The following is an 18,012-nucleotide window of genomic DNA, read 5'->3' on the forward strand; positions in this document are numbered from 1 at the left end:
TCCGCCGGTTCAGGAAGCGGCAAGGTCCGCGATGTCGGCTGCACCGGCTGCCAGCAGCGCCTCAGCCAGTTCGATGCCAAGAAGCGTCGCGCCGACCTCGGTGAGCCCGTCCGTTGCCCGCTTGTCGCGGACGGTGGCTGACCCGTCGACAGCGCAGACGGCGGCCTCCAGGTAGAGCATGCTTCCCTTGCGGAAGGCGTAGGCGCCCACCGGGGCTGCGCACCCTGCCTCCAGACGGGCCAGGAGCGCCCGCTCGGCCGTAACCGCGAGCCTGGTGTCCGTGTCGTCCAGGGCTGCCAGCGCCTGGGCCAGCGGCCCCTGGGACCCTTCGGTGGATCCCGGCCTTCGCGGAGCGTCGGCAGTGCGGCACTCGATGGCAAGCGACCCCTGGCCGGCGGCCGGGAGCATGACATCTGTTTCCAGGTATTCGCTAACGGTGTCCAGCCGGCCGATGCGCTCGAGGCCGGCGGCGGCCAGCACGACGGCGTCGAGGTCGCAGGATTTGCCCTGCACCACGGCATCCGTGGTGTTGCCCGGCAGGCCGGGAACACGACCCAGGCGGGTGTCCACGTTGCCACGGATGTCCACGACGTCGAGGTCGGGACGGGCCGCACGGAGCTGCGCCGCGCGGCGCGGGGAACCCGTTCCCACCCGGGCGCCCTGCGGGAGGTCGGCCAGCTTGAAACCGTCGCGCGCGCAGAGGACGTCACGGACGTCGACGCGCTTCGGCGTCGCGGCGAGGTTCAGCCCGGGTGCGGCGCCGGTGGGCAGGTCCTTGAGCGAGTGCACGGCAACGTCGCATTCGTCCCGCAGGAGCGCGTCCCGCAAAGCCGCCACAAAAACTCCCGTGCCGCCCATCTGCGAGAGCGAACCGGTCAGGACATCCCCGTCCGTCCTGATGTGCACCAGTTCCACCGGGAACCCGCCAATTGCGGCGAGCTGGTCGGCTGTTTGCTGGGTCTGTGTCAACGCCAGCTTGCTGGCACGCGTCCCGATGCGGACCGTCACAGTGAGTCCTGTCCCGCCGCCTGGGCAGCCGGGGCGTCAGCCGAACCCGACGGGTAGGGGGCGTGGCCTGTGCCCACTGAGGTGTCAGCTCCTGCGATGGTGGGCTTCTCGCCCCGGAAGTTGGCGCAGCAGCCGGGGCGGCAGACGTCATACCAGGGGCCCAGGTCAGTCAGGTGCGGCCGGTCGGCAATATTGTTCGCGGCAGTGCGCTCACAGACCAGGTCCACGATGCCGCTCACGAATTTGCGGTGGGTGCCGGGGGTGGGCACACGGGTTGCGGCGAGGCTCAGGTTCCGGCAGGTTTCCAATGCTTCGGTGTCCAGGTCCCAGACAACCTCCATGTGATCGCTGACAAAGCCAAGGGGGACGATCACGATTCCCTTGACACCCTGGCCGGCGAGCTCCTCGATGGCGTCGTTAATATCGGGTTCGAGCCACGGAACGGAGGGAGCGCCGGAGCGTGACTGGTAGACGAGGGACCATGGGGCGGTCAGGCCGGACTCTTCCTCGACCCGGCGGATGACCTCGGCGCCGGATGCCAGGTGCTGCGCCACGTAGGCCGAGCCCTCAGCGAACGTGCGCGGCTCGCCCTCGGAGCGTCCGGCAGCTTCGGCATCACGCGTGGGAATGGAGTGCGTGGCGAACAGGATGTGGACCGGTGCATCCGGAGTACCTGCGGCCGCAAGCTGGGCGCGGACGTCGGCAAGGCCGGCAGCGGTCCCTTCCACGAAGGGCTCCACGAAGCCCGGGTGGTCGAAGTACTGGCGGACTTTGTCCACTTCCAGCTTCCCGTCCAGGCCGGTCTCGGTCAGCGCCATGCCGATGTCCTCGCGGTACTGGCGGCAGCTGGAGTAGCAGGAGTAGGCGCTCGTGGTGACCATCAGGACCTTGCGGTGGCCGGCGTCGTACAGATCCTGGAGGGTCTGCGGGATGTACGGGTCCCAGTTCCGGTTGCCCCAGAAGACGGGCAGGTTGATGCCCCGGGCCGAGAGTTCCGCTTCGATCCCGGCCTTGAGCTCGCGGTTCTGCTGGTTGATCGGGCTGATGCCCCCGTTGGCACGGTAGTGGTGCGAAACCTCTTCAAGGCGCTCGTCCGGGATTCCGCGCCCCCGGGTCACGTTGCGGAGGAAGGGGATGACGTCATCCTGGCCCTCGGGGCCGCCAAATGAGGCGAGGAGGACGGCGTCGTATTCCTTCGGGGCCATACGCCCGGATTCGGTGACCGGGTTGATGGCCGTCACCGAGGCCGGAGCCTCCCGTGATTCAAGCGGGCTCATGCGAGGACCTCGGCGATCTCGTCGGCGGTGACCCGCCGGCCGGTGTAGAAGGGGATTTCTTCGCGGACGTGGTGCCGGGCCTCGGTGGCGCGCAGGTGGCGCATCAAGTCTACGAGGTCCACCAGTTCGGGGGCCTCCAGGCCGAGGATCCATTCCCAGTCGCCCAGGGCGAAGGATGAGACGGTGTTGGAGATGACCTGCGGGAAGTCGCGGCCCAGCAGTCCGTGGTCGCGAAGCATGGCGCCGCGTTCCGCGTCGGGGAGCAGGTACCACTCGTAGGACCGGACAAACGGGTACACGCACAGCCATTCGGCCGGTTCCACGCCGCGGGAAAATGCCGGGGTGTGGTTCTTGGCAAATTCCGCCTCGCGGTGGACGCCCATGGCGGACCAGGCGATCTCCGTGCCGGCGAAAAGCGGGCTGCGGCGGATATCACGGATGGCCTGCTGCAGGGCCTCGGGCTTGGGTCCGTGGAGCCACACCATGATGTCCGCGTCTGCCCGCATTGCCGAAACGTCGTAGCTGCCCCGGTGGACCACTCCGCCGTCGGCCAGGCGGCCCAGCAACGCTTCGAAGTCCGCGGCAGCATCGCCGCTGCGCGTGACGTCGGAGGAGCGCTTGAATACCGTCCAGAGAGTGAAGAACTGCTCTGTTTCTTCGGCTACTGAATTTTCGGTTTTACTGACAGATTCGGCAGAAGTGTGGCTCATGGTTACCAGTCTGCCCCTTCAATGCCACCTAAGTCGAAACAGCACAGTTCTACAACGTGTAGAAGTGTGGAATTTCACATGTTTCGGCGATCTGGCCTGAAAGGACAGTGGACGGCTGGCTTAGATCCGGCGCATCCGGACGAAGGCAACCCCTGCGGCGCAGGCCAGTGCCACAAGTCCGGCACCCCACCAGACCTGGGGCGACATTTCACCCACAGGCGAGACACTCACGGCGGACCGCATCACTGGCGCACTGGACACGCCGTAGCCCGCGCCGGACAGCGGCACGACGCCTGCCGAGGTCAGGATGGCCATGTTTGCCGGACCGAACACATTCGTGGTTTTCCACGCGGAGGCCGGAGCAGCCGCAGCGGGCCCCGCGGCCGTGCTGCCTGATGGCCGTGCTGTCCCAACCGAGGCAGGCACATCAGCCGAGGAGCCGGGAGTGGTGGCGCCGGAGGCGGGAGCACCGGGTGCGGAAGTTCCCGGAAGAAGTGGCGGCGCCGCAGGAGTGCCGGCCGGTGCCGGTCCGGTGCCCGGTGCAGGTGCGGCAGGCACCGGCGCAGGAGCTGCAGCTCCGCCGGTGGGCGATGGTGCGGGAGTGCCCGACGGAGGAGCGGCGCCTCCGGAGGGCGACGGCGCAGCCGGAGACGGGGCGGGCGACGTCGGGGCGGGCGACGTCGGGACGGGCGACGGTGCGGGAGACACGGGGTCGGTCGTCGGAGTCGGTGAGGGCGTGGGCTGAGTGCGCTGCCCCGGAGGCTTCGGCTTGCCGTTGCCTGGTGCGGACGGGCGGGTGGGATCCGGCTTGGGTCCCAGGACCACGGATGCCCAGACGTCCAGCGAGGGAACGCCCGCTTCCACGGACGTCGTGGCGGCGGCGTCGGCGCCGTCCGTGGTGTCCGGAGCCGGGACGAGCGAGACAGCGTTGGATGCAGGAACACCTGCGGAAAGGACTAGTACCGCTCCGAGCGCCGCTGCTGCAGTGCCGCGCCGAAGACCCCCATGGAAACCAGTCAGCGTTCGAGTTTCTTCGGACTTCTGAATGACCATGGTCATCGACCCTAGCCAGAAATACGCGCCATTAGAAACTTGCAAAGAAGCCCGGTACGCGTTACTCGCGGGCTAGCGTAGGGCGTCCGCGACCTGCCTCCTGGTGTCATCCACCACGGCGGCCAGGCCATTGCCTGCCAGCCACCCGCCCACCATCACGAGGCTTCCTTCAGCGGCGCAGACCCTGCGGACCTCCGCTACCCGCTGGCGGTGGCCCACGGCGGCGAACGGCAGCACTCCGCCCCAGCTGACAACGTCCCAGTCGAGCACGTCATCGGCTGTGACAGGCACCGTCAGGAGGGAGGAAGCATCCCGTAAAGCAGCCTCAAAAAGTCTCTCGTCGCCGGCCCCCGGCCCGGCACCGCCCGGCAGGTCGGCGGCGGCATCCTGTGCCTCGGGGCTGGCAGCCTGCCGCGGGCCCTCTCCCCGGCCATAGGACAGCCGGACGACATGGGTGCCCGGCCCCGACTCCGCCGCCAGCCAGTCCCATTTCGCGGTGGCGTGGGTCAGCGCCTTGGCCCGGATGCCGGGCGTCTGCGGCGCCACCAGGATGCCAGTTCCGCGCGGCCGGCGGTCCAGTTCCGGAAGGTCAACAACAAGCGTCACGAGCTTTACATCCGGACCGGTGTCCGGCCGGTACGCAGTCAAACCGGGCACGGCATCCTGCAGCAGCCCGACGGCGGAGGGGCCGTCAAGCCCCACCACCAGCAGGCCGGCGTCGTACGTCCGTGTCCCCGCCGAAACCAGCCAGCCGTCCGCGGTCCTGGCCACTGCCTCCGCCCGGGTGCCGGTCAGGAGCGTCACGCCGCGACGCCGCAGTTCGGCTACCAGCGCGGTGACCAGCGAATGCATGCCGCCCCGCAGTCCGGCGACGGCGGATCCGGCTTTGGCACCCTGCGCAGCGGTCCCCCGGCGCTGGGCGGCGACGGCGGCTGCCAGGGAGCCATGGGCACGGATCCCGGCGCGGAGTCCGGGCGCCACCATGTCAACGTCGAGCAGTGCCGGATCGGCCGAATGCACGCCGCCCACGACGGGTTCGACGAGGCGTTCCAGGACGCGCCGGCCCATCCGCTGCCGGACCAGGTCCGACACGCTGGTGATGGCGGCGCGGGTCCCCACGCCGGCCGGAAGGAGCTTGTCCAGGGATGCGCGGAGGGAGCCGGCAAGCCCCAGCGTCCGTCGGACTTCGGCATCCCACGGGTTGGCCGGAATTCCCAGGACACCGGTTTTGGGCAGTTCCCGGGCGCCCTCGGGGAGCTGGACCCAGGCGCCGCCCGGATGGGGCGCAACAATGGTGCCCGCGATGCCGAGCTCCGCCGCGAGATCCGCCACGGCACTCGAGCGGGTGGCAAAGGACTCCGCTCCGCTGTCCAGCGTCAGGCCTCCCACCACATGGCTGCCTACGCAGCCGCCCCAGGCCTCGCCGGCTTCAAGGACGGTGACCTCCCGGCCGGCTTTGGCAAGCTCCAGGGCCGAGAGCAGGCCCGAAATCCCGCCGCCCACCACCACGGCCGAGGTCACGGACGGTTCCGGCGTGGCTGCGCTCACCGGTTTACTCCGGGGAAATGGAGTGAATGAGTTCGACGACGCGCGTCAGGACGTCCGGGTCGGTCTCCGGCGGCACGCCGTGGCCCAGGTTCAGGACGTGGCCGGGCGCGACGGATCCCGCCCTGATGACTTCCCGCACGTGGGCCTCGAGGACTGCCCACGGGGCCGACAGCAACGCGGGGTCGATATTGCCCTGCAGCGGCACGGTGCCGCCCAGCCGGCGGTTGGCTTCGTCGAGCGGAAGCCGGTAGTCGACCCCCACCACGTCGACGCCGACGTCGCGCATCGCCACCAGCAGCTCCGAGGTTCCGGTGCCGAAGTGGATCAGCGGCGCGCCCAGGTGCCGGACGTGGTCCAGCGCGCGGGCGGAGGCCGGGGCCACGAATCGTTCGTAATCGGCCAGCCCCAGCGAGCCTGCCCAGGAATCGAACAGCTGGCCCGCGGAAGCGCCGGCTTCCAGTTGGGCGCGCAGGAACATTCCGGACGCGTCGGCAGCCCAGTTGGCCAGTGCCGTCCAGGTTTCCGGATCGGCGTGCATCATGGTGCGCGGGCCGAGGTGGTCACGGGAGGGCTTGCCTTCCACCATGTAGGCGGCAAGGGTGAACGGCGCGCCGGCGAACCCGATCAGCGGGGTCTTGCCCAGTTGGGCCACAGTGAGCCGGACGGCTTCCCGGATGGGCTCCAGGGCTTCCCAGGTCAGTTGCGGGAGTGCCGCGACGTCCTCGGCAGTGCGGACCGGTTTGTCCAGGACCGGGCCGACGCCCGGAACGATGTCCACTCCCACGCCGGCGAGCTTCAGCGGAATCACGATGTCCGAAAAGAAGATGGCTGCGTCGACGTCGTGCCTGCGCACCGGCTGCAGGGTGATCTCCGAGGCCAGTTCGGGTCGCAGGCAGGAGTCCAGCATGGCCACGCCCTCGCGCACCTTCAGGTACTCGGGCAGGGAGCGGCCGGCCTGCCGCATGAACCAGACGGGGCGGCGGGCCGGCTTGCCGCCGCGGTAGGCGGTGATGAGCGGCGAATCAGCCGTGCGGCCGTCCATCAGCGGGTGTCCTGCATCCAGGGTGGCATCGGAGAACGGGACGTCGGATACCGTGCCGTTGGACGTTGCAGCGCTTGAAGTCATGACTCCGATTGTCCCTAAAATCGCCGCCAAAAGATAACGACAGGCTGTCATCCGCGGCCCGCCGCCGCCCTCCGTGGCAGGAATCACAGGCCCCCGTGCCCTTTGCCACGGAGCATTGTTGTTCGCCGCCGCGACTCAAAAGCTATGATTGTGATGCTGTGGTTCTTTTTTCATTGGTGGCTACACACGCCGACATCGACCTCGAGACCGTTGCTCAACTGAGCACCGGTGCTTCCGAGCTGGCTACATCCGCACTCTCCGGGTCGCCGGCAGTGAAGGGTGCGGTGGTGCTTGCCACCTGCAACCGCTTCGAAATCTATGGCGAAGCGCCCCATCCTGATGACGTGGAAGCGGCACGGGCCGCCCTCGTCGCCCAGATCAGCGAACGCACCGGGCTCAACGAGCAGCTGGTCTCCCGCTCGTTCAATACGCGCACAGGCGGCGAGGTCAGCCAGCACCTTTTCGCCGTGAGCTCCGGCTTGGATTCGGCCGTGGTGGGCGAACGCGAAATCGCCGGACAGGTTCGCCGCGCGCTCATCAACGCCCAGCATGAAGGCACTGCCAGCTCCGGCCTCGTCCGTCTCTTCCAGGCCGCGTCCAAGACCGCCAAGGATGTCGGCGCCCAGACTGCGCTGGGATCACGGGGACTGTCCATCGTCTCGGTGGCCCTGGACCTGGCCACCGACCTTTCCGAGAACCCCGACTGGTCCACCAAGAAGGCAGTGGTCTTCGGTACCGGCGCCTACGCCGGGGCCACCATGTCGTTGCTCCGCGAACGCGGATGCACGGACATTTCCGTCTTTTCCTCCTCCGGACGCGCCGAAGGCTTCGTGGCCACGCGCGGGGGCAAGGCCCTCGACGCCGATTCACTTCCTGCCGCGGTGGCCGCCGCGGATGTCATGATCGGATGCAGCGGCTCTGACACGCGTGTGGAAGCCGAGGAGCTCGCCCGCGTGCGGGCCGGGTCCGCCCAGACGCTGATCGCCATCGATCTGGCACTCACCCATGACTTCGATCCGGCCGTTGGAGAGCTCGACGGCGTGGAGCTGCTGACGCTCGAATCCGTGCGGCTCGCTGCTCCCCAGGAGCAGGCCGAGTCGCTGGCGCAGGCCAGCGGCATTGTCACCGGCGCCGCCGCAGCTTTTGAACAGGAGCGCGAAGCCAGGTCCGTTGACTCGGCCATCGTCGCCCTGCGCCGCCACACCATGAATGTCCTCGACGCCGAAATGGAGAAGGTCCGGGCACGCCACGGCTGCACGGCCGCCGCCGAGGAAGTCGAGTTCGCACTGCGCCGGATGGTCAAGCAGCTGTTGCACGTTCCCACCGTCCGTGCACGTGAGCTGGCCTCCAACGGCCAGCAGGAGCAGTACATCGCGGCACTTGACGCGCTGTACGGCATCACTGTTGAGCAGCCTGCCGCCGCTCCGGCCGCCGAATGCCCCGTGGACCACAGCCTGGCAGGCCAGGCGCCTGCTGGTGCGAGGCGGGAAACCGCCTAACTGCCTTTCGCCGCCGGGCTGGCAGAACTCAGCCGAAGGCGTCCACACGGGTCATCTTCGCCGAGAGGGCCCACAGGCGCGCTGCATCCGACGGATCCACTGCGTGCGCATCCACTCCCCTGATCCGTGCTTCGGGGCTTCCCGTCCGGGTGGGCTCCGCGATATCGCAGTCCTCGCAGTAGACCCCGCCCATCCCCTCCAGCAACGGAGACGTGGCGGCCCACACCGAGGTTGCGGCACCCTGTTCCGGGGTCTTGAACCTGGCATCGACGTTCCCGTTCCCGTCCATCCAGCCCGCGGCCACCATCTCGGCCCGCGGCAGGTGGCGCTGCAGTTCAGTCATGATCCCGCCGGGATGCACGGCGAAGGCCCGAACGCCGGACTCCCGGCCGAGGAAGTCCAGCTGCACGGCAAAAAGGGAGTTGGCAGTCTTGGCCTGGCCATAGGCTTTCCATTTGTCGTAGCCGGCGTCGAAGTTGATGTCGTCGAACCGGATGGGCGAGAGCTTATGCCCGGTGGAGGACAGCGACACCACCCGTGCGCCATGCCCGGCCGAGAGCGCCGGCCACAACAGGTTGGTCAGCGCAAAGTGGCCCAGATGGTTGGTGGCGAACTGCGACTCCCAGCCGGGGCCCACCCGTTGCTCGGGGCTGGCCATGATCGCGGCGTTGTTGACCAGGATGTCCAGGCCCGTGCGGGGTTCTTCGGACCCCGGGGACAGGAAGCTGTCCGCGAAGTCCTTTACGCTTGCCAGGTCCGCCAGGTCCAGGGCGGACACGCCCACACTCCCGCCCGCTGTTGAGGCCGCCGTCGGGCTCCACTCCGAGGCGGCAATCCCTGCCGCCTCCAGCACCTGCCGGGCGTGGTCCGGCCTCCTTGCTCCCACCAGGACGCGGGCACCGGCGGACGCCAACGCCCGGACCGTCTCCAGCCCGAGGCCGGAGTACCCGCCCGTCACGATGGCCGTCTTCCCGCCGAGGTCGATGCCGGCAACGACCTCAGCGGCCGTCGACTCCTTGCCGAATCCGGAGCCGATCTTTCGCTGCGGGGTCCTGCCGTGGTCCTGGTTCATGCCTGGGCCTTCCTCGGGCGGTGGTGCGGCTGCTCAATCCGATGCTCAGTAAACCGGCTTGCCCGGTTCCACTTCCCGCACCCAGGCCAGGATGCCGCCGTCGAGATGGCTGACCCGCTGGTAGCCGGCCTTACGGGCCGCAGCCAGGACCGCTGCGGAGCGGGTCCCGGCCTTGCAGTGGAAAACGATGTCCTTGTCCTGGGGCAGCTCCGCCCAGGCCTCGCCCGCCAGGATCCTTCCCTGCGGGATGAGGACGGCCCCGTCAATACTGACGATGTCGTGCTCGCCCGGCTCCCGGACGTCCACGAGGTCAAAGTCCTTGAGCCCGGCTTTGCGCGAAGCCAGCATGGTGGCCAGCTGCGTGGCCGTAACAGTGTTCTCTTTCGCGGTGGCCGGCTCCGGAACGATTCCGCAGAACGCCTCGTAGTCAGTGAGTTCCGTGACGCGCTCGGCTGCCGGGTCCCGGGCCACTTTGATCTCCCGCCAGCTGCCGCCGAGGGCGTCGAACAGCGCTACGCGCCCCAGCAGGGAACGCCCGACGCCGGTGATCAACTTGACCGCTTCGGTCACCATGAGCGAGCCCACAGCGGCGCACAGCATCCCGAAGACTCCGCCTTCGCCGCAGGACGGCACCGACCCTGCCGGCGGTGCCTCCGGGTAGAGGTCGCGGTACGTCGGGCCGTGTTTCTCCCAGAAGACGCTTACCTGGCCGTCGAAGCGGAAGATGGAGCCCCAGACATAGGGTTTGCCGAGAATGGCGGCGGCGTCGTTTACCAGGTAGCGCGTGGCGAAGTTGTCTGCGCCGTCCAGGATGAGGTCGTAGCCCGCGAACAGCTCCAGCGCGTTCGAGGCGTCGAGCCGCACGTTGTGGAGCCGAACGTCCACCAAGGGGTTCAGCGCGGCAATGGAATCGCGTGCTGACTCGATCTTGGACCGGCCCACGTCCGCAACGCCGTGGATGACCTGGCGCTGCAGATTACTCAGGTCAACGGCGTCGTCGTCGACGATTCCCAGGGTTCCCACCCCTGCGGCGGCAAGGTAGAGGAGGGCCGGGGAGCCCAGGCCGCCGGCACCGATGACCAGGACCTTGGCGTTCTTGAGCCGGCGTTGGCCCAGCGCGCCGATCTCCGGAATGATGAGGTGGCGGGAGTAGCGCTCCACCTCTTCGGCGGTCAGGGCATCCGCCGGTTCCACGAGCGGATCCAGGGTTGCGGGGACAGCAGTTGCGGTGAACGTGGAAGCCATACTTCAATGTATGCCCGAAGATGCCGCAAGGTCATATTACCCGCGCGTAAAGTGTAGGTAACTGCAATGGAAAGAAGGCCAACAGTGGTTCATCAGGCACCGGTTGATCGGACACAGGCCGGGAAGGCAGCCGCGGGACCAGCGCGGGCCGGCGGTGCGCGTTCGGCGCGGCTCCCGCGTGACGAACGACGCGCCCAGTTGCTGGCGGCCGCCCAGGAAGTCTTTGTGGCCAACGGATACCACGGCGCTGCCATGGACGAGATCGCTGAGACGGCCCATGTCAGCAAACCGGTGCTGTACCAGCACTTCCCTTCCAAACGCGAGCTCTACCTCGCCCTGCTGGACAGCCACCTCAGTGCTCTGACCGAGCTCATGATGGGGGCACTGAATTCCACCGACGACAACGACGAACGCGTCCAGGCGGTCATGCGCGCCTATTATCACTTCATTGCCAGCGATGACCAGGCGCACCGCCTGGTGTTTGAATCGGACCTGATCAATGACAGCGACGTCAGTTCCAGGCTCGAAACATTCAACAAGACTTTTGCCGACGCCATTGCGCGGGTCATCGCCGAGGACACCAAGCTCCCTATGCTGGAGGCCCAGTTGCTGGGGCGCGGACTCGCCGGAATGGCGCAGGTCAGTGCACGCTACTGGCTTGAAACCGATGGAAACCTGGACCTCGATGTGGCCAGTGACCTGATCTATCGTTTAGCTTGGCGCGGAATCTCGCGCTTTCCCAAGGAAACCTAGACTACAAATAGAGAACACCTTTAGAACTTTGATTGGCTGGGAGGCCTCGCTGTGGAAGTAAAGATCGGCATTCAGAACATTGGCCGCGAAATTGTGCTGGAATCGGCTCAGGATGCTGACGCGGTCGCAAAGCTCGTCGAGGAATCCATCACCAAGGGCGCCGAACTGCGCCTGACTGACGAAAAAGGCCGTGTGATCCTCATTCCCGCCAACGTCCTGGGTTACGTTGAGATCGGCGCCGAGGAGGCCCGCCGCGTCGGATTCGGCCAGCTCTAAGCCACCGTTTCACCTGTCCCGAAACGCCCTGCAGCAAGGAGTTCGCTGAATGCTTTCCCTGGTAATCGTGGCCCTCGTGACTGTGGCCGCAGGCTTTGTTGTCTGGGCCAACGACAGGCGGCATGCGAAGTACGGCATCGGAATGCCGGCAGGCGTGGCCACCGCCGTGGGGATGCTGAGCTGGATCATCTTCATGGCCGCAGGGCTTGGTTACCAGCCCGGCCTGACGTGGATTCCGTGGGTGCTGCCCATGGTCCTGGGCACCGGGGCGGCTCTTGCCGCCGCGGTGTACCTGGGCCGGAAGCGTGCCCTGCATGACACGAAGGAGCTCACCGCCGCGCTGCGGCTCTAAGTACTTGAGGCGCCGGGCGGGTACTTGGCTGGAACGGCCACAGCTTCCACGACGGCGGCAGCGGCGCTGACAGCCGCCGCGGCGGCGACGTCCCGCCCTGTCACCTGGGTACCGGCGTCGTGTGAGGTGAAGCGGATGAACACCCTGTTGTAGCGCCAGTCCAGGTCCGGGTGGTGGTTTTGTTCCTCAGCCAGGCGCCCGACGGCGGCAATCAGCTCAAGCGCAGCGGCCGCGGTCGGCGCCTTGAAGACGGTCACCAGGCCACCCGATTGGTACCGCCAGTCGGGCAGCTCTGCGAGCGCGGCGTCAATCTGGGTTTGGCTAAGAGTGTCTTCCGTGCCTGTCACCGCTGGCTCCTTGGATGGTACGCCTACAGGAACTCCGCCCGGCCTTCCATGGCCGAGGAGGCAAGAGCGTGCTCGCGGCGCGGAATCCGTCCTGCCGCTTTCGCCAGCCTACCGGCGATGACCGCGTGTTTGAAGGCCTGCCCCATCATCGCCGGGTTCTGCGCCCGGGTCACTGCTGTCGCCAGCAGCACCGCGTCGCACCCCAGTTCCATGGCGAGCGCCGCGTCGGACGCCGTGCCGATGCCGGCATCGAGCACCACGGGAACGGACGCCCTGGAAACGATGAGCTCAATGTTATGCGGGTTCAGGATGCCCAGGCCGGTGCCGATCGGGGACCCGAGCGGCATCACGGCGGTGGCTCCGAGGTTCTCCAGCCGAAGCGCCAGCACGGGGTCGTCATTGGTGTAGGCGAACACCTTGAACCCGCGGTTAACCAGCTGCTCGGTGGCGTCCACCAGCTCCACGGCGTCCGGCAGCAGGGTGTGTTCGTCGGCGATCACTTCAAGCTTCACCCAGTCCGTCTCCAGTGCCTCCCGCGCCAGTTCCGCAGTCATCACGGCGTCCCGGGCGGTGAAGCAGCCGGCGGTGTTGGGCAGCACCCGGATGTTGTGGTCCACCAGGAGCTGGAACAGCGAGCCTGTTTCGGCCGGCGAATAGCGGCGCATGGCCACGGTGGTCAGCTCCGTGCCGGACGCGATCAGGGCAGCTCCCAGCCCGTCCAGGCTGGGTGCACCGCCGGTGCCCATGATCAACCGTGATCCCAGCGGGATGCCGTCCACAATGAATGCGTCCGCCGCCGCCTGCTGACCGGTCCCTGCCGTGCCGGCAACCGTTGTTCCTGCCATGATGCTCAACCTCCCTGTACCGCGGTAACAAGTTCGACGTCGTCGCCCTCGGCCAGCGCCGTGACGAACCACTGGCTGCGCGGCACCACCTCGGAATTCCGCGCTACCGCCACGCCCAGTTTTTGGCCGTCGGCAGCCTGCCCGTTGGGCGCGAGGTTCCTGCCGGTGACCTGGCTGACGAGGGTGGTGACGGACGCGCCGTCGGCCACCGCATGTGCCGTGCCGTTCAGTGTGATGTTCATGCTGTTTCCTTGTTCGGGTCAATTGTGACGGTGTGTGCAGGCGCTGCCGGTCCGGCCGAAAGGCCGGAAAACCGGTCGGGCCGGAACGGAGCCCAGCGTGGATCGGCGTCGCCGTCCATCAGCTGCCTGCAGATGGACGCCGCTGCAGGGGTGAGCAGGACGCCATGCCGGAAGAATCCGGTGGCAATGATCAGGCCCTCAATATCCAGGCCGGTTCCTGCGGCCGCTACCCGGCCCAGCAGCGGCGCGTTGTCCGGCGTTCCCGGACGGGCCCTCGCCGTGGCTTCGAGCAGTTCCAGTTCCGCGACGGCGGGAACCAGCACCTGTGCGTCACGGAGCAGCTGGTAGACGCCGCCGGCGGAAACGGCCGATCCTGCGGGTGTTACGGGTCCCACAGGCGCCGTCACGGGGGCGTCGATACCCGCTCCCGACAGCGAATCTTCACGCTGCGTGGCCCCGATCACCACGGTGCCGTCCTGCCGGGGCACGATGTAAACGGGAACTCCATGGACCATTCCACGGACTGTGGATGTCAGCAGGGGCTGCAGGTAGGCGGGGACGCGCAGGCGCAGGATGTCGCCGTACACGGGGCGGAGCGGCAGCTGAAGTCCGGGCGGCAGTCCGCCCAGGGACGCGGATTCCAGTCCGTTGGCAATGATCGTTTCGTCTGCGTGCACGGTTCCTCCACCGGCCAGGCTGACGCCGCTGACACGCCCGTCCTCCCAGAGCAGGCCGGCGGCCCGCACACGCACGGCAGACCCCGGCAGGGAATCCGAGATCACGGCCAGCAGCTTGCGGGGATCCACCTGATGGTCGGCCGGAATCTCGAAGGCGCAGGATATCCCGGGGCTCAGCAGCGGCTCCCGTCCCCGGGCTTCCCTGACCGTCAGCGGTTCCACCGTCAGGCCGCCGGCCTGCTGGACGCCGCGCAGGTCGGCGAGCGCCCGGCGGTCTGCGGCGTCGGCACCCACGGCGAGGGTCGGCGTCGTAAGGTAGCCGGTGTCCGGGCCGTCGGCGCCGGGTTCACGGGACGCACGCCCGGTTTCCAGGCCGGCTGCGAAGGCCGGCCACAGTCCCGAGGAGTGGAGCATGAGTTCCAGGAGGTCTTCCTCCTGGTAATGGAGTTCGCTGACCGGCGCCAGCATGCCGGCGGCGGCCCAGCTCGCGCCCGTTCCCGGTGCGTCGTCGATGATCACCACGGACCTGCCCGACTGCCCGGCTTCCCAGGCAATGCCGTGGCCGATAATTCCTCCGCCGACCACGGCAACGTCGGCCCTGATGTCCACGCCGTGCTCGCCGCGACTGCGCGCGGGCGGCCGGCCTGCCGGGGATTGCGGGGTCATTGTCATCCTTCCCTACGCCGGTACTAACCGGATCAGGTCAAGCGGTCGGCTCTGACGCCCTCTCAGCCCTGCAGCTTTGTGACAGCTGCGGCGGGCTCCCGCGGTACTCCCCCAGTTTAGGGGAACTAGGCTTGTGCCATGACCGAGCAAGCTCTCCTTACCGATGCCCGCCTGTACCTCTGCACTGATGCCCGCACCGAGCGGGGCGATTTCGCCGACTTCGTCGATGCCGCCTACGCAGGCGGCGTGGACATCATCCAGCTCCGCGACAAGGGCCTGGAAGCGGCCGAGGAGCTCGAGCTGCTCGAAGTACTGGAAGCCGCGGCCCGCCGCCACGGCCGTCTGTGGTCGGTCAACGACCGCGCGGACATCGCCTCGCTCTCCGGTGCCCCGGTGCTTCATGTCGGGCAGAAGGACCTCCCCCTGGCGTCCGCCCGGAAGTTCCTTGGCGGTGAGGCCGTGATCGGCCTGTCGACGCACAGCCCCGGGCAGATCGACGCCGCCATCGCCGCATCCGGTGCTGCCGGGGGCCTGGACTATTTCTGCGTCGGGCCTGTGTGGGCCACTCCCACGAAGCCGGGCCGTGCCGCCGTCGGCCTCGACCTCGTCCGTTACGCGGCAGAGGCCACCGGCAAAACGACCGGCAGCGCTGCGGGGGCAGGCGTCGACGGTCCGGCGCTGCCGTGGTTCGCCATCGGAGGCATCGACCTGGGCAACGTTGAGCGGGTGGCGGCGGCAGGAGCGGAGCGGATCGTCGTGGTCCGCGCCATCACCGAGGCCGACGACCCCGCCGCGGCCGCGAGGTCGCTCCTGGCGGCACTCGACGCCGGCGCGTCCTGACTATCCGGTCAGGCCGAGCTGCGTCATCCGTTTGGAATGCTTCTCCGCCAGCCCGGCGATCAGCCCGCTGACCAGCTCTTTCGCAGCGGCACTGTCCCCGCCGCCGATCAGGCTTCCCACGAACGCATGCTCGTAGCTGACACGCTGCGCCTGGGTCAGTGCTTCGCCCAGCAGCCGCCTGCCCCACAGCGCCAGCCTGGAAGCGAGCCTCGGATCGTCGGCGAGGGCGTTCCTCAGCCGTTCGCGAAGAACCTCCGTTGTCTCATCGGAGGCCTGGATCTGTTCGATGACGTCCCGCGTTCCGGCGTCAACATAGCGGGAGATGGCCCGGTAGAAGTCGGCGGAGACTGTATCGATCACGTAGGCCTTCATCAGGGATTCGTACCAGTCGGCCGGGCGCGTCCGCGAATGGAAGTAGTCCACGGCCGCCTGGAACGGCAGCATGGCATCCTCGGCGTCGATCCCCATGGCCTCAAGGCGGGCGCTCACCAGCTCGTAATGCCGGAACTCCACGACGGCAATCCTGCCGAGCACGGCCCGGTCGTGGAGGGTGGGCGAATACCGCGCGTCAGCGGAGAACCTCTCGAACGCTGACAGCTCGCCGTAGGCCATCATTCCGAACAGGTCTGCGACGAAACGGTTGTAGCGAGCGGTGTCAGCCGGGGATGAGCTCATCGTCCAAGACTAATGGCGCAAATGGAGCTAACCTGACTTTCGTGTCACATCATCACCTGACTCCAAGTGTCCACGAACAGACCAACCGGCTGGCCGAGGCGCTAAACGCGCTGCGCACGGAGTTGGAGCTGCCCGGGCCCTTCCCTGACGAAGTCCTGCGGGATGCGCTGGCGGCCATTGCGGAGCACAAGATGCCTGACCTCGACCTCACGGACGTGGGCTTTGTGACCATCGATCCCCCGTCCTCCACTGACCTGGACCAGGCCCTCTTCATCGAGCGGTCAGGCGACAGGTACAAGGTTTTTTACGCCATCGCCGATGTGCCGTCCTTCGTGGCGCCGGGAGGAGCGCTCGACGCCGAAACGCGGCGGCGGGGGCAGACGTTCTACGCCCCGGACGGACGGATTCCGCTGCACCCGGAAGCCATCAGCGAGCAGGCCGGCAGCCTGCTGGCCGGACAGTTGTGCGCCGCGTTCGTGTGGGAGTTCGACCTGGATGCGGAGGCCCGCGTGGAGTCCGTGCTGGTGCGCCGGGCCAGGATCCGGAGCCGGGCGAAGCTCAGCTACAAAGGCGTCCAGGCCGAGCTGGATTCCGGCAGTGCCGCCCCCGTCCTGCTGCTCCTCAGGGAAGTGGGGATCAAGCGCGTGGAACTGGAACGGCTCCGCGGCGGCGCAAGCCTCAACATGCCGGAACAAGAGATCGAACAGCTGCCCGACGGCGGTTACCGCATCGTGGCGGCGCCGCCCCTCCCCGTGGAGGACTGGAATGCCCAGATCTCCCTCATGACCGGAATGGCTGCCGCTGACCTTATGCTCGAAGGCAGGGTCGGGATCCTGCGTACCATGCCCGCCCCTGACGAACGGTCGCTCCTGCATTTCAAGCGGCAGACAAATGCGCTCGGCAAGCCGTGGGACGGTGAGGCGAGCTACGGCGAGTACCTGCGCTCCCTTGATCCCACCGACCCCCGGCAGCTGGCTATCCTGCACTCCGCCGGGATGCTGTTCCGGGGCGCCGGTTACACGCCCTTTGACGGCACCGTGCCGGAGGACGCCATCCAGTCGGCCATCGGGGCAGCGTATGCGCACACCACGGCACCGCTGCGCCGCCTGATCGACCGCTTCGTCCTGGTGATCTGTGAGGCGCTGAGCAACCGCACCGCGGTTCCCGACTGGGCCCGGGAAGCACTCCCCTCGCTGCCGGAAATCATGGCGGCCTCGGACCAGCTGGCGGCCAGGATGGAACGGCTGGCCCTGGATACGGTGGAGGCCGCCCTCCTCGTCAACCACATCGGGCAGGAGTTCGACGCCGTCGTCATCTCCGGGTCGAAACCGGGCAAGCCCAACGGGAACGGCGGCAACGGGAACGGCAACGGACCGTCCGGGATCATCCAGATCGCGGACCCTGCGGTGACGGCCCGGTGCCCCGGCGAACTCGAGTCCGGCACCACGGTCCGGGTCAGGCTGATCTCGTCGGACATCCGCACGCGCGTGATCCGGCTTGAACTGGTGGAGTGACTGCCGGCTGATTGTGGACCGCGTCCGGGGCGTCAGTCGGTGGTGGTTGCGGTCAACAGCTAGACTGAGGGGGTAGTAATGGATGCCCGGTCGTTGATTTCCATGATTTTTGAATTCAACAAGCCCGCCCCTACGCGATCTTGAGATACGCCCGCTGGTCCCCAGTGCCAGCATTTAGATAGCCCGCGATCGGCTTCCACTGGATTTGCTTGCGCGCCCGAGCGTGCTCCGGAACGGCCTCGCGGCCGGCCCCGTTGAGCAAGCAGCGCCAATGCCCAAATGAATAA

At 67.7% G+C, this 18,012-nt stretch carries 19 protein-coding genes and 1 riboswitch; of the genes, 6 read left to right on the forward strand and 13 right to left on the reverse strand.

Translation table 11 applies throughout. From position 1 onward, the window contains the following. Positions 1-9: 9 nt before the first annotated feature. The 6 genes from hemC to hemE all read right to left on the reverse strand — a co-directional run bounded on the left by hemC (position 10) and on the right by hemE (position 6,722). The gene (hemC, locus tag ACSQ12_RS14390; protein WP_436065835.1) at positions 10-1,008 is read right to left on the reverse strand and encodes a hydroxymethylbilane synthase; all 999 of its coding nucleotides are present in this window, start codon (positions 1,006-1,008) and stop codon (positions 10-12) included. Beyond that, on the reverse strand, positions 1,005-2,285 hold the full coding sequence (locus ACSQ12_RS14395; RefSeq protein WP_436065836.1) for a ferrochelatase: 1,281 nt from the start codon (positions 2,283-2,285) through the stop codon (positions 1,005-1,007). The genes hemC and ACSQ12_RS14395 overlap by 4 nt, the downstream gene beginning before the upstream one ends. After that, positions 2,282-2,995 carry a hydrogen peroxide-dependent heme synthase gene (gene hemQ / locus ACSQ12_RS14400; protein WP_209743390.1) on the reverse strand — a complete coding sequence of 238 codons (714 nt, stop codon included), beginning with the start codon at positions 2,993-2,995 and terminating at the stop codon, positions 2,282-2,284. The genes ACSQ12_RS14395 and hemQ overlap by 4 nt, the downstream gene beginning before the upstream one ends. 120 nt (positions 2,996-3,115) lie before the next feature. Next, a complete protein-coding gene (locus ACSQ12_RS14405) occupies positions 3,116-4,054 on the reverse strand; it encodes a hypothetical protein (RefSeq protein WP_436065837.1) in 939 nt (312 codons plus the stop codon). A 66-nt stretch (positions 4,055-4,120) separates the two neighbouring features. Continuing rightward, the gene (locus ACSQ12_RS14410) at positions 4,121-5,596 is read right to left on the reverse strand and encodes a protoporphyrinogen/coproporphyrinogen oxidase (RefSeq protein ID WP_436065838.1); all 1,476 of its coding nucleotides are present in this window, start codon (positions 5,594-5,596) and stop codon (positions 4,121-4,123) included. A 4-nt stretch (positions 5,597-5,600) separates the two neighbouring features. Beyond that, complete coding sequence (hemE, locus tag ACSQ12_RS14415) at positions 5,601-6,722, reverse strand: uroporphyrinogen decarboxylase (protein ID WP_436065839.1); 1,122 nt, start codon at positions 6,720-6,722, stop codon at positions 5,601-5,603. Positions 6,723-6,880: 158 nt separating this feature from the next. Here hemE and ACSQ12_RS14420 point away from each other — a divergent pair, with 158 nt between their 5' ends. After that, a complete protein-coding gene (locus ACSQ12_RS14420; protein ID WP_436065840.1) occupies positions 6,881-8,221 on the forward strand; it encodes a glutamyl-tRNA reductase in 1,341 nt (446 codons plus the stop codon). Between the two features lie 28 nt (positions 8,222-8,249). On the opposite strand, the gene ACSQ12_RS14425 is transcribed toward ACSQ12_RS14420, so the two are convergent. Both ACSQ12_RS14425 and moeB read right to left on the reverse strand, forming a co-directional pair. Continuing rightward, on the reverse strand, positions 8,250-9,293 hold the full coding sequence (locus ACSQ12_RS14425; protein ID WP_436065841.1) for an SDR family NAD(P)-dependent oxidoreductase: 1,044 nt from the start codon (positions 9,291-9,293) through the stop codon (positions 8,250-8,252). Positions 9,294-9,338: 45 nt separating this feature from the next. Then, entirely contained in the window at positions 9,339-10,538 is a 1,200-nt protein-coding gene (moeB, locus tag ACSQ12_RS14430; RefSeq protein WP_436065842.1) for a molybdopterin-synthase adenylyltransferase MoeB, read from the reverse strand. Between the two features lie 66 nt (positions 10,539-10,604). Here moeB and ACSQ12_RS14435 point away from each other — a divergent pair, with 66 nt between their 5' ends. The 3 genes from ACSQ12_RS14435 to ACSQ12_RS14445 are packed head-to-tail and all read left to right on the forward strand — an operon-like array spanning position 10,605 to position 11,919. Next, positions 10,605-11,291 (forward strand): TetR/AcrR family transcriptional regulator, encoded by a 687-nt coding sequence (locus ACSQ12_RS14435; RefSeq protein WP_209743378.1) that lies wholly within the window; start codon positions 10,605-10,607, stop codon positions 11,289-11,291. A gap of 51 nt (positions 11,292-11,342) precedes the next feature. Beyond that, positions 11,343-11,567, forward strand: coding sequence for a DUF3107 domain-containing protein (locus ACSQ12_RS14440; protein ID WP_436065843.1), 225 nt, complete (start codon positions 11,343-11,345; stop codon positions 11,565-11,567). A 49-nt stretch (positions 11,568-11,616) separates the two neighbouring features. Next, the gene (locus tag ACSQ12_RS14445; RefSeq protein WP_011692617.1) at positions 11,617-11,919 is read left to right on the forward strand and encodes a hypothetical protein; all 303 of its coding nucleotides are present in this window, start codon (positions 11,617-11,619) and stop codon (positions 11,917-11,919) included. Here ACSQ12_RS14445 and ACSQ12_RS14450 read toward each other — a convergent pair. From ACSQ12_RS14450 to ACSQ12_RS14465, 4 genes are all read right to left on the reverse strand, one after another. Further along, positions 11,916-12,266 carry a 4a-hydroxytetrahydrobiopterin dehydratase gene (locus ACSQ12_RS14450; RefSeq protein WP_436065844.1) on the reverse strand — a complete coding sequence of 117 codons (351 nt, stop codon included), beginning with the start codon at positions 12,264-12,266 and terminating at the stop codon, positions 11,916-11,918. The two genes, ACSQ12_RS14445 and ACSQ12_RS14450, sit on opposite strands and share 4 nt — an antisense overlap. 23 nt (positions 12,267-12,289) lie before the next feature. Continuing rightward, complete coding sequence (locus tag ACSQ12_RS14455) at positions 12,290-13,111, reverse strand: thiazole synthase (protein ID WP_209743370.1); 822 nt, start codon at positions 13,109-13,111, stop codon at positions 12,290-12,292. Between the two features lie 5 nt (positions 13,112-13,116). Further along, positions 13,117-13,353 carry a sulfur carrier protein ThiS gene (gene thiS / locus ACSQ12_RS14460; protein ID WP_011692620.1) on the reverse strand — a complete coding sequence of 79 codons (237 nt, stop codon included), beginning with the start codon at positions 13,351-13,353 and terminating at the stop codon, positions 13,117-13,119. Next, the gene (locus tag ACSQ12_RS14465; protein WP_436065845.1) at positions 13,350-14,702 is read right to left on the reverse strand and encodes an FAD-dependent oxidoreductase; all 1,353 of its coding nucleotides are present in this window, start codon (positions 14,700-14,702) and stop codon (positions 13,350-13,352) included. Before ACSQ12_RS14465 ends, thiS begins: the two co-directional genes overlap by 4 nt. Next, positions 14,689-14,808: riboswitch (TPP riboswitch) on the reverse strand. It overlaps the preceding gene by 14 nt. A 26-nt stretch (positions 14,809-14,834) precedes the next feature. Here ACSQ12_RS14465 and thiE point away from each other — a divergent pair. Further along, positions 14,835-15,536 carry a thiamine phosphate synthase gene (thiE, locus tag ACSQ12_RS14470; protein WP_436065846.1) on the forward strand — a complete coding sequence of 234 codons (702 nt, stop codon included), beginning with the start codon at positions 14,835-14,837 and terminating at the stop codon, positions 15,534-15,536. Here thiE and ACSQ12_RS14475 read toward each other — a convergent pair whose 3' ends face one another. Further along, a complete protein-coding gene (locus ACSQ12_RS14475; protein WP_436065847.1) occupies positions 15,537-16,211 on the reverse strand; it encodes a ferritin-like domain-containing protein in 675 nt (224 codons plus the stop codon). It lies immediately after the preceding gene. Positions 16,212-16,252: 41 nt separating this feature from the next. Here ACSQ12_RS14475 and ACSQ12_RS14480 point away from each other — a divergent pair, with 41 nt between their 5' ends. Beyond that, entirely contained in the window at positions 16,253-17,725 is a 1,473-nt protein-coding gene (locus ACSQ12_RS14480) for an RNB domain-containing ribonuclease (protein WP_436065848.1), read from the forward strand. Positions 17,726-18,012 lie beyond the last annotated feature (287 nt).

This window comes from Arthrobacter sp. LjRoot14 (genome assembly GCF_964253905.1).
In the GTDB taxonomy this organism is placed as follows: domain Bacteria; phylum Actinomycetota; class Actinomycetes; order Actinomycetales; family Micrococcaceae; genus Arthrobacter.

What these genes read in the sequence shown, in the direction of transcription:
- ACSQ12_RS14425 (WP_436065841.1), bottom strand. Translation starts at nt 9,293, where the DNA reads ATGAACCAGGACCACGGCAGGACCCCGCAGCGAAAGATCGGCTCCGGA.
- ACSQ12_RS14465 (WP_436065845.1), bottom strand. Translation starts at nt 14,702, where the DNA reads ATGACAATGACCCCGCAATCCCCGGCAGGCCGGCCGCCCGCGCGCAGT.
- ACSQ12_RS14475 (WP_436065847.1), bottom strand. Translation starts at nt 16,211, where the DNA reads ATGAGCTCATCCCCGGCTGACACCGCTCGCTACAACCGTTTCGTCGCA.
- hemE (WP_436065839.1), bottom strand. Translation starts at nt 6,722, where the DNA reads ATGACTTCAAGCGCTGCAACGTCCAACGGCACGGTATCCGACGTCCCG.
- thiE (WP_436065846.1), top strand. Translation starts at nt 14,835, where the DNA reads ATGACCGAGCAAGCTCTCCTTACCGATGCCCGCCTGTACCTCTGCACT.
- ACSQ12_RS14405 (WP_436065837.1), bottom strand. Translation starts at nt 4,054, where the DNA reads ATGACCATGGTCATTCAGAAGTCCGAAGAAACTCGAACGCTGACTGGT.
- ACSQ12_RS14395 (WP_436065836.1), bottom strand. Translation starts at nt 2,285, where the DNA reads ATGAGCCCGCTTGAATCACGGGAGGCTCCGGCCTCGGTGACGGCCATC.
- hemQ (WP_209743390.1), bottom strand. Translation starts at nt 2,995, where the DNA reads ATGAGCCACACTTCTGCCGAATCTGTCAGTAAAACCGAAAATTCAGTA.
- ACSQ12_RS14455 (WP_209743370.1), bottom strand. Translation starts at nt 13,111, where the DNA reads ATGGCAGGAACAACGGTTGCCGGCACGGCAGGGACCGGTCAGCAGGCG.
- moeB (WP_436065842.1), bottom strand. Translation starts at nt 10,538, where the DNA reads ATGGCTTCCACGTTCACCGCAACTGCTGTCCCCGCAACCCTGGATCCG.
- ACSQ12_RS14435 (WP_209743378.1), top strand. Translation starts at nt 10,605, where the DNA reads ATGGAAAGAAGGCCAACAGTGGTTCATCAGGCACCGGTTGATCGGACA.
- thiS (WP_011692620.1), bottom strand. Translation starts at nt 13,353, where the DNA reads ATGAACATCACACTGAACGGCACGGCACATGCGGTGGCCGACGGCGCG.
- ACSQ12_RS14445 (WP_011692617.1), top strand. Translation starts at nt 11,617, where the DNA reads ATGCTTTCCCTGGTAATCGTGGCCCTCGTGACTGTGGCCGCAGGCTTT.